This window comes from Limnohabitans sp. MORI2, assembly GCF_027925025.1.
GTDB lineage: Bacteria > Pseudomonadota > Gammaproteobacteria > Burkholderiales > Burkholderiaceae_C > Limnohabitans.
On record NZ_AP027058.1, the window covers coordinates 1,546,861 to 1,560,116 of the forward strand.

Sequence of the window (13,256 nt, forward strand, 5' to 3'; positions counted from 1 at the left end):
TAGCAGAGCGCCTATAATTTCGATTTCCACCTACCGGGAGACAGTCTCCCGATCTGGCATGACCCAATTTGTATTCGTCACCGGCGGTGTTGTCTCTTCCCTAGGCAAGGGAATTGCAGCCGCCTCACTCGCCGCCTTGCTTGAATCACGCGGCCTCAAAGTCACCCTCATCAAGCTGGACCCCTACATCAACGTAGACCCCGGCACCATGTCGCCCCTGCAGCACGGCGAGGTGTTCGTCACCGAAGACGGCGCAGAAACTGACCTCGACCTCGGCCACTATGAGCGCTTCATCACGACGCGCATGAAAAAGGCCAACAACTTCACCACCGGCCAAATTTACCAAAGCGTGCTCGACAAAGAGCGCCGTGGCGACTACTTGGGTAAGACCGTGCAGGTCATCCCGCACATCACCAACGAAATTCAAGAGTTCGTCAAACGAGGCGCGGCCTACGAAACCCCCGAAGCGGTCGACGTGGCTATCGTGGAAATCGGCGGCACTGTGGGTGACATCGAGTCTCTGCCCTTCCTCGAAGCTGCGCGTCAAATGAGCTTGAAGCTCGGCCCACAAAACACCGCCTTTGTGCACCTGAGCTACGTGCCTTGGATTGCTGCCGCTGGCGAACTCAAAACCAAGCCCACCCAACACACCGCGCAAAAGCTGCGCGAAATCGGCATTCAGGCCGATGCTTTGTTGTGCCGCGCAGATCGCCCCATCCCTGAAGACGAGCGCCAAAAAATCAGCCTCTTCTCTAACGTGCCCGAGTGGGGCGTGATCTCCATGTGGGATGTGGACACCATCTACAAAGTGCCTCGCATGCTGCACGAGCAAGGCTTGGATCGTTTGGTGTGCGAAAAACTACGCATCAACGCCCAGCCTGCTAATTTGCAACGCTGGGATGACTTGGTTCACGAAGTGGCCAACCCCAAAGCAGAAGTCACCATCGCTATGGTGGGCAAGTACGTTGACCTGTCTGACAGCTACAAATCACTCAACGAAGCGCTGCGCCACGCTGGTATGAAGAACCATGCGCGCGTCAAGATCGAATACGTAGATTCTGAATTCATCACGCCCGAAAACGTGAACCAACTCGAAAAATTCGACGCGGTGTTGGTGCCCGGGGGCTTTGGCATTCGCGGCGTGGAAGGCAAGATTGCATCTGCCCAATTCGCCCGCGAAAACAAAGTGCCTTACCTCGGTATCTGCTTGGGCATGCAAGTGGCAACCATCGAATACGCTCGCCACAAAGCAGGCTTGACGCAAGCCCACTCCACCGAATTTGTGGCCGACTGCGAACAACCCGTCATCGCGCTCATCAACGAGTGGAAAAACGAAGACGGCACGATCCAAGTGCGCGACGAGAATTCCAACTTAGGAGGCACCATGCGTTTGGGCGCACAAAGCTCAGATGTGGCCCCTGGCACCTTGGCTCACAAAATCTACGGCGATGTGGTGACCGAGCGTCACCGCCACCGCTACGAAGCCAACGTCAACTATTTGGACAAACTGCGTGATGCCGGCTTGGTGATTTCAGCCCTTACACAACGTGAGCACCTGACCGAAATCATCGAACTGCCGCAAGACGTGCACCCTTGGTACATGGGCGTGCAGTTCCACCCCGAATTCAAGTCCACCCCATGGGACGGCCATCCGCTGTTCAACGCCTTTGTCAAGGCCGCACTTGAACACAAGGCCAAGGCTTAATTTTCAAAGGAATGCACGCCATGAAACTTTGTGGATTTGATGTCGGCCTCGACCAGCGTTTCTTTTTGATCGCAGGCACCTGCTCGATCGAAGGCTTGGAAATGTCCATTGACGTGGCCGGCCAACTCAAAGAGATCTGCTCTGGTTTGGGCATCCCGCTGATCTACAAAGGCTCGTTCGACAAGGCCAACCGCTCGTCTGGCAACACCAAACGCGGCGTGGGTATCGATGCGGGCCTGAAAATTTTGGATGAAGTGCGTCGCCAATTGCACCTACCCATACTCACCGATGTGCATGACGAGTCGCAAGTCAAAACCGTAGCCAGCGTGGTCGACGTGTTGCAAACGCCTGCGTTCTTGTGCCGCCAGACTGATTTCATTCGTGCTGTCGCGCAATCAGGCAAACCCGTGAACATCAAAAAGGGCCAGTTCTTGGCCCCTTGGGACATGAAAAACGTCATCGACAAAGCCCGCGCCGCTGCACGCGAAGCTGGCTTGCCCGAAGACAACTTCTTGGCCTGCGAACGCGGTGTGAGCTTTGGCTACAACAACCTCGTGGCAGACATGGTGAGCTTGGCTGAGATGCGCAAGTCAGGCGCCCCTGTGGTGTTTGACGTGACCCACTCGGTGCAAAAGCCAGGCGGCCAAGGCACCAGCAGCGGCGGTGCGCGCGAGATGGTGCCCGTTCTGGCCCGTGCAGGTGTGGCCGCAGGTGTGGCAGGCCTCTTCATGGAAACCCACCCTCGCCCCTCAGAGGCTTGGTCGGACGGCCCCAACGCCGTGCCCTTGAACAAAATGAAAGCTTTGTTGGAAACATTGGTTGAACTCGACGCCGTGACCAAAAAGCACCCCTTCTTAGAAAACAACTTTGAGGCCTGAGTGCCAAGCACACAGCCGAAAACCTTTTTTAAAAACTTGACCATAGGAAAACACAAATGAGCGCTATCGTCGACATCGTCGCCCGTGAAATTTTGGACAGCCGCGGCAACCCCACCGTGGAATGTGATGTATTGTTGGAGTCCGGCACCATGGGCCGTGCCGCTGTGCCATCTGGCGCATCCACCGGCAGCCGCGAAGCCATCGAGCTGCGTGATGGCGACAAAAGCCGCTACCTTGGCAAAGGCGTGTTGAAAGCCGTTGAGCACATCAACACCGAAATCTCTGAAGCCATTTTGGGCTTGGATGCTTCTGAGCAAGCCTTCCTCGACAAGACTTTGATCGACCTCGACGGCACCGACAACAAGAGCCGCTTGGGCGCCAATGCGTTGTTGGCTGTGTCTATGGCTGTGGCTCGCGCTGCAGCTGAAGAGTCTGGCTTGCCCCTGTACCGTTACTTCGGCGGCATGAACGGCAACCAACTGCCCGTGCCCATGATGAACGTCATCAACGGTGGCGCACATGCCAACAACAACTTGGACTTGCAAGAGTTCATGATCATCCCAGTCGGCGCTCCTACTTTCCGTGAAGCCGTGCGTTACGGTGCTGAAGTGTTCCACGCCTTGAAGAAAATCATCCACGACAAAGGCATGAGCATTGCCGTGGGCGACGAAGGCGGCTTTGCCCCCAACGTAGCCAGCCACGAAGCAGCGATCCAAATGATCTTGGACGCCATCACCGCCGCAGGCTACACCCCTGGCGAGCAAATCGCTTTGGGCTTGGACTGCGCTGCCAGCGAGTTCTACAAAGACGGCAAATACCACTTGGCCGGCGAAGGCTTGCAATTGACCGCCCAACAATGGACCGACATGCTCGCCACTTGGTGCGACAAGTACCCCATCATCTCCATCGAAGACGGCATGGCCGAAGGCGACTGGGACGGTTGGAAGGTGTTGACCGACCGCTTGGCCAAGAAAGTGCAAATCGTGGGTGACGACTTGTTCGTGACCAACACCAAGATCTTCAAAGAAGGCATCGACAAGGGCATCGCCAACTCGATCCTCATCAAGATCAACCAAATCGGCACTTTGACTGAAACGTTTGAAGCCATCGAGATGGCCAAGCGCGCTGGCTACACCGCCGTCATCTCGCACCGTTCTGGCGAAACCGAAGACTCCACCATCTCCGACATCGCCGTGGGCTTGAATGCTGGCCAAATCAAAACTGGCTCCATGAGCCGTTCTGACCGCATGGCCAAGTACAACCAACTCTTGCGCATCGAAGAAGACTTGGGCGATGTGGCCGTGTACCCAGGCCGTGCTGCCTTCTACAACTTGCGTTAATCACGCGTGATGTTGCGACCACTCCACCTCGTGCTGATTGCCCTGCTGCTTGTGCTGCAGGGCCAGCTGTGGTTTGGTCGCGGCAGCATCCCTGACGTGATGCGCCTGCGTCAGACCTTAAAAGAACAAAATCAGCAGAACGCTGCTGCGCAGCTGGCCAACGACCGCCTCAGCGCTGAACTCCATGACCTCAAAGACGGTCTGGAAATGGTCGAAGAGCGCGCCCGCTCTGAAATCGGCATGGTCAAGCCGAATGAAGTCTTCGTGCAAATCGCGAAGTGACCGAACTCCTTTTCTCGACCGCATTCACCCTTTGGGGCCTCGACACTTCTTGGCTTGAGCTCATCGCTGTGCTACTGGCCTTCGCGATGATTGTGTGCAACATCGTTGAATTGCATTGGGGTTGGCCTTTGGCCGCTATCAGCTCTGTGCTGTATTTCTTTTTGTTTTGGAGCCAACGCTTGTACGGCGACGCGCTGCTGCAAGTGCTATTCGTCGTCTTGGCTCTTTGGGGCTGGTCCGTGTGGCTGCGCGGCGTAGAGGGCGCGCCCTTACCCGTCACCCGCATGCCTGCGCGCCAGCGCTTCAACTTAGCTTGGATGGGCAGTTTGCTATGGCTAAGCACGGGAGCCGTGCTGCTGAACTTCACCGACACCGATGTGCCTTGGTGGGATGCCTTCCCCACTGCCTTCAGCTTGGTCGGCCAATATTTGCTGGCACACAAGCGCTTGGAAAATTGGGCGGTTTGGATCATCGTCAACATCGTCGCCGCTGGGTTGTTTGCGTGGAAAGGTCTGTGGCTCACCACGCTGCTCTACCTCGTGTTCATTGCGCTCAGTGCGGTAGGCTGGCGCACTTGGCGCAAGCATGTCCAAGAGGAAGCGAGAGCATGAAGATTGCGCTGCTCGGTGCTGAAAGCACAGGCAAGTCACAGCTGGCGCATGACCTGTGCGCACAGTTGCAGCAATCGGGTTTGGCGGTACACCGCGTGGACGAATACCTGCGTGAATGGTGTGACATCCATCAGCGCACACCGCGTCAAGACGAACAGTTACACATCGTCGAAACACAAATGGCACGGGTACTCGCAGCGCCAGCGGATGCCGTGGTGATTGCAGACACCACACCGTTGATGACGGCTGTCTACAGTCAAATGTTGTTCAACGATGACAGCTTGAATGCCTTGGCCTTGGCGCATCAAGCGGTGTATGACGTCACGCTACTGACTGGCTTAGATCTACCCTGGGTGAGTGACGGTTTGCAGCGCGATGGCCCGCATGTGCGCGAACCCGTCGATGCAGCCGTGCGTCACATGTTGGGGCTGGCTGGACTGCCTTACCAAGTCGTGTACGGCACGGGCGAGCAGCGCTTAGAGAACGCTTTGTTTTGTATAGGTCGCCAAGCACCTGACTGGGCCAAGCAGCTAGAGCGCCCTGAGCCGCCTACACGCTGGAGCGGCCCCTGCGAAACCTGTGGTGACGGCGACTGCGAGCACCGCTTATTCACCAGCCTTGTCAAAGGCTAAACGCTCAGTGCAACGATGAAGGCGCGGGTGGTTGAGACTCAGCGCTAGTGAAAATGTGCGCGGCATCCACTGCGTCGTAGCGGTATTGCTGACCGCAAAAATCGCAACCCACTTCCACATTGCCGCGCTCGGCCAAGATGCTTTCCACTTCGTCGGTGCCCAAGCTGCGAATCATGTTACTCACTCGCTCACGGCTGCATGAACATGCGAACTTCGGTTGCAAGGGCTCAAAGCGCACCAGTTTTTCTTCCCAAAACAAGCGTCGCAAAATGGTTTCGGCATCCAAATTCAACAGCTCATCAGCCGTCAAGCTCGCAGCCAAGATAGAGATGCGGTTGTAGTCTTCACTCAAGCCAATGCCGTCCTCGTCACCCATACTGGCTTGAGCTGCTAAGTTGGCTTCCCCTTTGACAGGCAAGCGTTGGATCAACAAGCCAGCTGCCGTGGTGTCGTTGGCAGCCAGCACCAAGGTGGTGTCGAGCTGCTCACTTTGCAGCATGTAGTGCTGCAAGACATCGCTGAACTTATCGAGTTTGTTACGTTGGTCATCAAACAAAGGCACCACACCTTGGTAGGGCTGCTGGCCTGGCATTTTGTTGAGCGGGTCGAGGGTGATGGCGCATTTGCCTTCGTTGTTGACGTTCACCATCTCGGGCAAAGTGCTGGCATTGCCCAACTCGCCCACCACTTTGGCCGTAGCACGCAAGCTCAGGTCGGGCTGCACCTCAACCACAGCCAGCTTCAAAGGGCCATCGCCAAAAATTTGCATGACCAAGGCGCCGTTGAATTTGATGTTCGACTGCATCAACACCGAAGCCGCCGTCATCTCGCCCAGCAAATGGCGCACAGCCTCTGGGTAAGCACCAGTTTCGGCGTTGGCGGCACGGCGTTTGAGCACCTCTTGCCAGACATCGGTGAGTTGCACCAACATGCCACGCACGGGCATGCCATCAAACAAAAATTTATGCAGTTGAGACATCAAGCAATTTTCTTTAAGCCCGCTTTGAAGCGGTTTTTGTTAGTCACATAGTGCTGCGCGCTGCGGCGCAGCCCTTCAATTTGCTCATGAGTGAGCTCGCGCACCACCTTGGCAGGGCTTCCCAAAATCATGGAGCCGTCGGGAAACTCTTTGCCTTCGGTCACAAGAGAACCCGCACCCACCAAACAGTTTTTGCCAATCTTCGCGCCATTGAGCACCACAGCACCAATGCCAATGAGCGATTCATCGCCAATCGTGCAGCCATGCAGCTGCACCATGTGGCCCACCGTCACATGTTTCCCAATGGTGAGCGGAATGCCCACATCGGCATGCAGCACGCTGCCGTCTTGGATGTTGGTACCTTCGCCTATGCGAATGGTGGCCGTGTCACCGCGCACCACCGAGCTGAACCAGACACTGCTGTCGGCGGCCATGTGCACATCACCCACCACTTGCGCGTTGTCGGCCACCCATGCGGAGTCCGCGATGTTTGGGGTCAAGTCATCAAGTTGGTAAACGGCCATAGAAGTCTCCTTGCAGTGTGTGTTTTCCTACAATTGTAGGGATGTCGCTTCGCCAACACGCCCTTGATGCCCTGTGCCTTTGCCACCCACGAGACAAAGTGGTTGCTGTGCAGACCCTATGGGCCCAACAACCCCATTTAGCACTTGCACCCAGTGAGGTGCTCACACCGACCGCTGCCTTGCCTGGTCGCCCTCAACGCCCACACCTGCTGCCACCTAAAGACGTGCCCAGCCGCACGCCCTTTACGTCCGAAGGTTTGGCGGCGCTGATTCATGCGGTGTGTCACATCGAGTTCAACGCCATCAACTTGGGACTGGATGCCGTTTGGCGCTTCAGCGACATGCCCGAAGCGTTTTACCGCGATTGGCTGCTGGTCGCGCACGAAGAGGCTTACCACTTCACCATCTTGCATGAGCTACTCCATGAGTTGGGCTACGAATATGGCGACTTCGATGCCCACGATGGCCTGTGGCAGATGTGCGAGAAAACAGCGGGTGATGTGCTAGCCCGCATGGCCTTGGTGCCTCGCACCCTCGAAGCACGCGGGCTGGATGCCACGCCTTTGATTCAAACCAAGTTGCGCAAAGCAGCGAGTCCTGGCGCCTTGAAAGCCGTGGACTTGCTTGACATCATCTTGCGCGACGAAGTCGGCCATGTCGCCATTGGCAACCATTGGTATCGCTGGCTGTGCGAACAACGCGGGCTTGACCCCGTGCCTTTGTATGGCGCATTGGTGAAGCAATACGAAGCGCCCAACTTACGCCCACCGTTCAACGAAGAAGCTCGCAAACGCGCAGGCTTTACTGATGTGGAAATTGGTTACCTGCTCGGAGCCTAAGATCGCCCGCTTCTAAACTGCACACGCCTCACCCGCGAGGATGGTGCTGCCCATGCAGGCTCTTCAAACGCTCACGCGCAATGTGCGTGTAAATGGTGGTTGTAGAAATATCGGCATGCCCCAAGAGCATTTGCACCGCGCGCAAATCGGCGCCGTGGTTCAACAAGTGGGTGGCAAACGCATGGCGCAAGGTATGCGGCGAAATGGGCGCGTGGATTTGCGCTAGCAAAGCGTAGCGTTTGATGAGCTGCCAAAACATCGCGCGTGTCATGCCCTCGCCCGCATTTTTCCCACGCACCGTCACAAACAAAGCTTCGGTTTGATGGCCAGCCAGCAACGCAGGTCGCGCCTCATTCAAATAGCGTTGCAGCCAATCACGTGCCACTTCGCCAAACGGCACCAAGCGCTCTTTGCTACCTTTGCCCATCACTCGTAGCACACCGTCGTTCAAGCTAACATGCAAAGTTTTCAGATCCACCAGCTCGCTCACACGCAAGCCGCTGGCGTACATCAGCTCCAACATGGTTCGATCTCGCATACCTAAACCTGTGGATACATCTGGCGCATTGAGCAGACTCTCCACTTGCGCCTCGGTCAGACTTTTGGGTGCACGCACGGGTTGTTTGGCCGTCAGCAATTTCAACGTGGGGTCGGCCACCAACATGCGCTCGCGCAGAGCCCAACGGTAAAAACGTTTGAACACCGTCAAACGACGGTTGGCACTGGTGGCTTTGGTCTCGGCATGGCGGTGTGCAAAGTACTGTTGCAAGTCAGACTCTTGCGCTGCCAGCAAATGCGTGCCCTGCGTGTGCAGCCAAGCTGAGAGCAAATTCAAGTCACGCCGATAGGCCGCCAAACTGTTGGGGGCCAAACCGTGCTCTAACCAAAGCGCATCAATGAAGATGTCAATGTTGGCATCGGGTGCAGCAACATGAAGAGGAACAGAATGTGTCATGTGAGGGTCAATCGTAAACGCTGACAACACACTCGGAGATTCCAGTGCGGTTATTCTTAGCACGTGAATTACGCCCAACTCCTCTTTCCCGATTTCTCGCTCATTCTTTGCGGCTATCTCGTTTGTAAATACACCGCACTCAACCGCACCGTGTGGGAACAGGTAGAGAGCTTGGTGTACTTCTTTCTCTTCCCCGTGTTGTTGTTTCACTCCATCGTGCGAACGCCTTTGGATTTACAAGCCGCCTCTCATCTCATCATGGCAGGGTTGATGCTGGGCTTGAGCAGCGTGACGCTGTCTTATGTACTCCCCAAGTTACCGCTACTGGGGCGACACATAGATGCCCGTATGCATGCGGCCAGCGCACAAGTAGCCTTTCGTTTCAACTCCTTTATCGCCTTGGCCTTGGCTGAGCGCATCGCTGGCCCGCAGGCGCTGTTGTTAATTGCGGTGTTGATTGGCGTGTGCGTCCCCATGTTCAACGTGGCCGCTGTGTGGCCCATGGCGCGTCATTCTCAGCGCAGCTTTGGACGAGAGCTGGTTCGTAACCCGCTCATCCTAGCCACGGCATCAGGCCTCTTGGCCAATATCGTGGGCTTGCAAATTCCGAACTGGGCCGAGCCTACCCTGCAGCGCATCGGTGCAGCATCTTTGGCTTTGGGATTGATGGCCGCCGGTGCTGGCATGCAGTTCGGACACCTCATGAAAGCCAAGGCACTGGCAGTGTCATTGTTGGCCATTCGTCACCTCATCACGCCATTGCTGGCCTTCGGTTTGGCGGGAGCTTTTGGACTAGATCACACGCAAACCAGCGTGTTGTTGGCGTTTTCGGCGCTACCCACAGCGTCCAGTTGCTACGTATTGGCCGCCCGTATGGGCTACAACGGTGCGTTTGTGGCGGGCTTGGTGACTTTATCGACCTTGATGGGCATGCTCAGCCTACCCTTTGCCTTAGCGGTCTTGCGATAAAAACGCGTTCTTTCGTGGCATAATGACGCGTTTTGCGGAAAGTGTGTCGAAATAGGTCGGCATGGCTACCGCAGCTGCTAAGGAAAAAGCGATGAAAGAAGGCATTCACCCCAACTACCGTGAAATCTGTTTCATGGACATGTCCAACGGTTTCAAATTTGTGACTCGCTCATGCGCGAACACAAAAGAAATGATCACCATGGAAGACGGCCGCGAGCTGCCATTGTTCAAGTTGGATACCACCAGCGAATCACACCCCTTCTACACAGGCACACAAAAATCTGTGGACAACATGGGTGGTCGCGTTGAGCGCTTCCGTAACAAGTACGGCAAAACAGCCGCCAAGTAAGCCCTGCGCTCACTTCAAACAAGGCAGCCCGGCCCTCCGTGCTGCCTTTTTTATTTAAACGACTGTGACCCATCCCACCCCTGCCATCGTTCCACAAAGTGCTGTGCGTCGTTTGCCGCGTCTAGCGCTGTGGTTGTTCTGCGCTGCCTATGTGCTGCCAGGATTGATTGGCCGAGAGCCTTGGAAGGGTAATGAATTCAACGCCTTTAGCTACATGCTCGCCTTGGCTGAAGGCAGTAGTGATTGGTTCAACCCAAACATCTGGGGCCAACTTCCAGAACTTGATGCGTTGCTGCCCTACTGGCTCGGTGCATGGGCCATACAAATCGCCCCTAGTTGGATGTCCGCAGGATTGGCGGTTCGCCTTCCATTCGCGCTGCTGTTGGCACTGACATTGGCCAGCACATGGCATGGCGTGTATTACTTAGCCCTAAGCCCACAAGCGCAACCTGTGCCGTTTGCATTTGGTGGCGAGGCAAAACCCAAGGACTACGCCCGCACCATCGCTGATGGCGCGGTACTTGCGCTCATCGCCTGTTTGGGATTGGCACTGCTGTCACATGAAGCCAGCCCGATCTTGATGCAACTGTCTCTCGTGAGCTTTGTTTTTTATGGTGTGGCTGCCCTGCCCTACCACCCACGCTACAGTTTGACAGCCTTGACCATCGGGCTTTTGGGTTTGTGCCTCAGTGGCGCCCCCAGTTTTGCCGTGCTGATGGCCGTTGGCAGCGGTCTCTTATGTCTTTTAGACCGTCAAAGTACATCCCCAAAGACCGCTAGACAACATGCGCTTTGGTTGCTGCTTGTAGGACTCGCAGTGGCTGCACTTGCAACAACATTAGAGATTTGGCATTGGCGCCTGTTACCACTGCACCAAGACCCTCAAGCTTGGCGAAACTTGGTCCGTCTTTTGGTTTGGTTCACATGGCCTGCTTGGCCATTGGCGATCTGGACCTTATGGCACTGGCGCCGCCAATGGGCCTCAACGCATTGGAGCCGTCATTTGGTGCTGCCCATGTGGTTCATGCTACTGACCGTCAGCACCGCCTTGTTAACCCCCTCTTCGAGTCGTACTTTGTTGCTGGCGCTACCCGCCTTTGCCACCCTGGCTGCGTTTGCACTTCCTACCCTGCGACGCAGTGTGGCCGCCTTGATCGATTGGTTCACCTTGTTGTTCTTCACCGGCTCGGCCTTGATCATCTGGATCATCTGGATTGCAATGCAAACAGGATGGCCAGCCAAACCAGCCGCCAATGTGGCACGTTTGGCACCTGGTTTTGAACCGACCTTCGAATGGATTCCATTCTTGATAGCTTTGGCTGCCACCTTCGTCTGGGGATGGCTCGTGAGCTGGCGTTCTGCAAGAAATCGTCATGCTTTGTGGAAAAGCTTGGTTCTTCCTGCGGGTGGCGCGGCGTTGAGTTGGCTGTTGCTTTTGACGTTATGGCTACCTTTATTGGACTTCGCCTTCAGCTACAAGCCCTGGGTTCAGCAAATCCAAACTGTGATGAACAAACAAGACCCCAACCGATCCAGCAGTGTTTGCCTGCTCAGCTACGGTTTGAGCACAAGCCAAATGATGGCCTTTCATTACCACGGTGGTTTTGATGTGAAAAAAGCTGAAATGACCACAACATCTCAGGAACGTTCATGTCCTTGGCTCGTGGTTGATAACGATTTACGTCCTGAAGTAAATCAGGTGGTCAAGCTCAGCGAGTGGACACGTGTGCGCAGCATCTATCGCCCAGCTGATAGAAAAGAAAATGTGACGCTCTACCATCGCCGTCAACCTTGATCTACCCATGAGCAGCGAACGCGCAACCATCATGCGTCATGCCGGCACTGTGATGGTCGGACAGCTGGCTGTGATGGCATTCAGCATCACTGACACATTGGTCGCCGGACACTTCGCAGACACAGCGCTCGCAGCATTGGCTGTTGCCTCGGCCACTTATGTCACAGTGCATATATCGCTGATGGGCATGCTGCAAGCCTTACTGCCTGTTTGGGCTGAACTGCATGGCGCACAGCGTCATGCCGAGGTCGGACGATCGGTTCGACAAGCTTTGTACTTGTGTGCCATCACCGCCAGCTTAGGCATGTGGGCATTGCTCTGCCCAGATGTTTTATTGAACTGGACGCAAGTCCCTGCTGACTTGCAAGCTGAAGTTCGCGGCTATCTGAACATCGTGGCTTTTGGATTGCCCGCGTCATTGCTGTTTCGCATGTACAGCACACTCAATCAAAGCTTAGGCAAACCTAAGTTGGTGACGTGGGTGCAAGTCGGTGCTTTGATGGTCAAAATTCCACTGTCCATCGCTTTGGTATTGGGTATTCCAAACGTTCTGCCGCCCTTGGGTTTAGCTGGCTGTGCATGGGCAACCTTGGCAGTGATGATCCTCATGCTGGGACTGGCCGTTTGGTTGCTACGTACGCAAGACTTCTACAAGCCCTATCGGATTTGGGCACCTATGGAAAAACCACATGCAACCACACTGCTACGCTTCGTACGCTTAGGACTACCCAGTGGATTGGCCATCGGCGTGGAGGTCACCTCCTTCACCCTCATGTCTTTGTTCATCGCACGCTTAGGCGTCGTCGCCACCGCAAGCCACCAAATCGTGTCCAACATGACAGCGGTGCTCTACATGATTCCCTTGTCACTTTCCATCGCCAGCAGCTCGCGTGTGAGCTATTGGATTGGTGCTGGGCAAATTCATCGTGCGCGTCAGGCGCTACGAACAGGCCTGAGCTTGGTGCTGCTTCTGAGCCTGAGTTTGGCAGGTTTGATTGGGTGGCAACATCACACCATTGCACAGTTTTACACCCAGTCGCCGGAGGTGGCAGCATTGGCCGCCACGTTGCTGTTATGGCTAATGCTCTACCACGTGGCCGATGCGGTGCAAGTGTTTTGCGTATTCACCCTGCGCTGCTACGGCATCACGGTACTGCCGCTTATCACTTACACCGTGTTGCTATGGGGCTTAGGTTTGGCGGGCGGTTATGTGGTGGCTTATGGCGCAGGCTTTGATGTGTCGGGGTTGACATGGCTCACCCCTCAGTCACCCATTGCATTTTGGCAAACCGGCAGTTTGGCCTTGTATGTGACCACCGCAGTTTTATTGCCCGTGTTGTGGCGCGCCGCTTATCGTCCAACACGCGGCACTCAGGTGCGTCATTGATGGATAAACCC

General features: G+C 55.6%; 14 protein-coding genes. 11 read left to right on the plus strand and 3 right to left on the minus strand.

From position 1 onward, the window contains the following. Positions 1-58 precede the first annotated feature (58 nt). From QMG27_RS07280 to QMG27_RS07305, 6 genes are read left to right on the plus strand one after another with little or no spacing between them, the layout of a single operon-like run. Complete coding sequence (locus QMG27_RS07280; RefSeq protein ID WP_281810405.1) at positions 59-1,705, plus strand: CTP synthase; 1,647 nt, start codon at positions 59-61, stop codon at positions 1,703-1,705. A gap of 20 nt (positions 1,706-1,725) precedes the next feature. After that, entirely contained in the window at positions 1,726-2,583 is an 858-nt protein-coding gene (kdsA, locus tag QMG27_RS07285; protein ID WP_281810406.1) for a 3-deoxy-8-phosphooctulonate synthase, read from the plus strand. Between the two features lie 56 nt (positions 2,584-2,639). Continuing rightward, positions 2,640-3,923: a phosphopyruvate hydratase gene (gene eno / locus QMG27_RS07290; protein WP_281810407.1), complete on the plus strand. Its 1,284-nt coding sequence runs from the start codon at positions 2,640-2,642 to the stop codon at positions 3,921-3,923. Between the two features lie 9 nt (positions 3,924-3,932). Further along, positions 3,933-4,205, plus strand: coding sequence for a cell division protein FtsB (ftsB, locus tag QMG27_RS07295; protein WP_281810408.1), 273 nt, complete (start codon positions 3,933-3,935; stop codon positions 4,203-4,205). Then, complete coding sequence (gene pnuC, locus QMG27_RS07300; RefSeq protein WP_281810409.1) at positions 4,202-4,816, plus strand: nicotinamide riboside transporter PnuC; 615 nt, start codon at positions 4,202-4,204, stop codon at positions 4,814-4,816. Before ftsB ends, pnuC begins: the two co-directional genes overlap by 4 nt. After that, complete coding sequence (locus QMG27_RS07305; protein ID WP_281810410.1) at positions 4,813-5,448, plus strand: ATP-binding protein; 636 nt, start codon at positions 4,813-4,815, stop codon at positions 5,446-5,448. The genes pnuC and QMG27_RS07305 overlap by 4 nt, the downstream gene beginning before the upstream one ends. A 4-nt stretch (positions 5,449-5,452) precedes the next feature. On the opposite strand, the gene QMG27_RS07310 is transcribed toward QMG27_RS07305, so the two are convergent. Both QMG27_RS07310 and QMG27_RS07315 read right to left on the minus strand, forming a co-directional pair. Beyond that, on the minus strand, positions 5,453-6,427 hold the full coding sequence (locus QMG27_RS07310) for an Hsp33 family molecular chaperone HslO (RefSeq protein ID WP_281810411.1): 975 nt from the start codon (positions 6,425-6,427) through the stop codon (positions 5,453-5,455). Beyond that, positions 6,427-6,951: a gamma carbonic anhydrase family protein gene (locus QMG27_RS07315; protein WP_281810412.1), complete on the minus strand. Its 525-nt coding sequence runs from the start codon at positions 6,949-6,951 to the stop codon at positions 6,427-6,429. Before QMG27_RS07315 ends, QMG27_RS07310 begins: the two co-directional genes overlap by 1 nt. A gap of 41 nt (positions 6,952-6,992) precedes the next feature. Between QMG27_RS07315 and QMG27_RS07320 the strand changes: the two genes are divergently transcribed. Continuing rightward, positions 6,993-7,790: a ferritin-like domain-containing protein gene (locus QMG27_RS07320; protein ID WP_281810413.1), complete on the plus strand. Its 798-nt coding sequence runs from the start codon at positions 6,993-6,995 to the stop codon at positions 7,788-7,790. Between the two features lie 28 nt (positions 7,791-7,818). Here the strand turns inward: QMG27_RS07320 and xerD are convergent, their stop codons facing one another. Beyond that, positions 7,819-8,745, minus strand: a complete 927-nt coding sequence (gene xerD / locus QMG27_RS07325; RefSeq protein ID WP_281810414.1) for a site-specific tyrosine recombinase XerD — start codon at positions 8,743-8,745, stop codon at positions 7,819-7,821. Between the two features lie 63 nt (positions 8,746-8,808). Between xerD and QMG27_RS07330 the strand changes: the two genes are divergently transcribed. The 4 genes from QMG27_RS07330 to QMG27_RS07345 all read left to right on the plus strand — a co-directional run bounded on the left by QMG27_RS07330 (position 8,809) and on the right by QMG27_RS07345 (position 13,245). Continuing rightward, complete coding sequence (locus QMG27_RS07330) at positions 8,809-9,714, plus strand: AEC family transporter (protein WP_281810415.1); 906 nt, start codon at positions 8,809-8,811, stop codon at positions 9,712-9,714. Between the two features lie 91 nt (positions 9,715-9,805). Beyond that, positions 9,806-10,063 (plus strand): type B 50S ribosomal protein L31, encoded by a 258-nt coding sequence (locus QMG27_RS07335; RefSeq protein WP_281810416.1) that lies wholly within the window; start codon positions 9,806-9,808, stop codon positions 10,061-10,063. Between the two features lie 64 nt (positions 10,064-10,127). Then, positions 10,128-11,858: a hypothetical protein gene (locus QMG27_RS07340; RefSeq protein ID WP_281810417.1), complete on the plus strand. Its 1,731-nt coding sequence runs from the start codon at positions 10,128-10,130 to the stop codon at positions 11,856-11,858. A gap of 7 nt (positions 11,859-11,865) precedes the next feature. Further along, positions 11,866-13,245 carry an MATE family efflux transporter gene (locus QMG27_RS07345; RefSeq protein WP_281810418.1) on the plus strand — a complete coding sequence of 460 codons (1,380 nt, stop codon included), beginning with the start codon at positions 11,866-11,868 and terminating at the stop codon, positions 13,243-13,245. Positions 13,246-13,256: the final 11 nt, after the last annotated feature.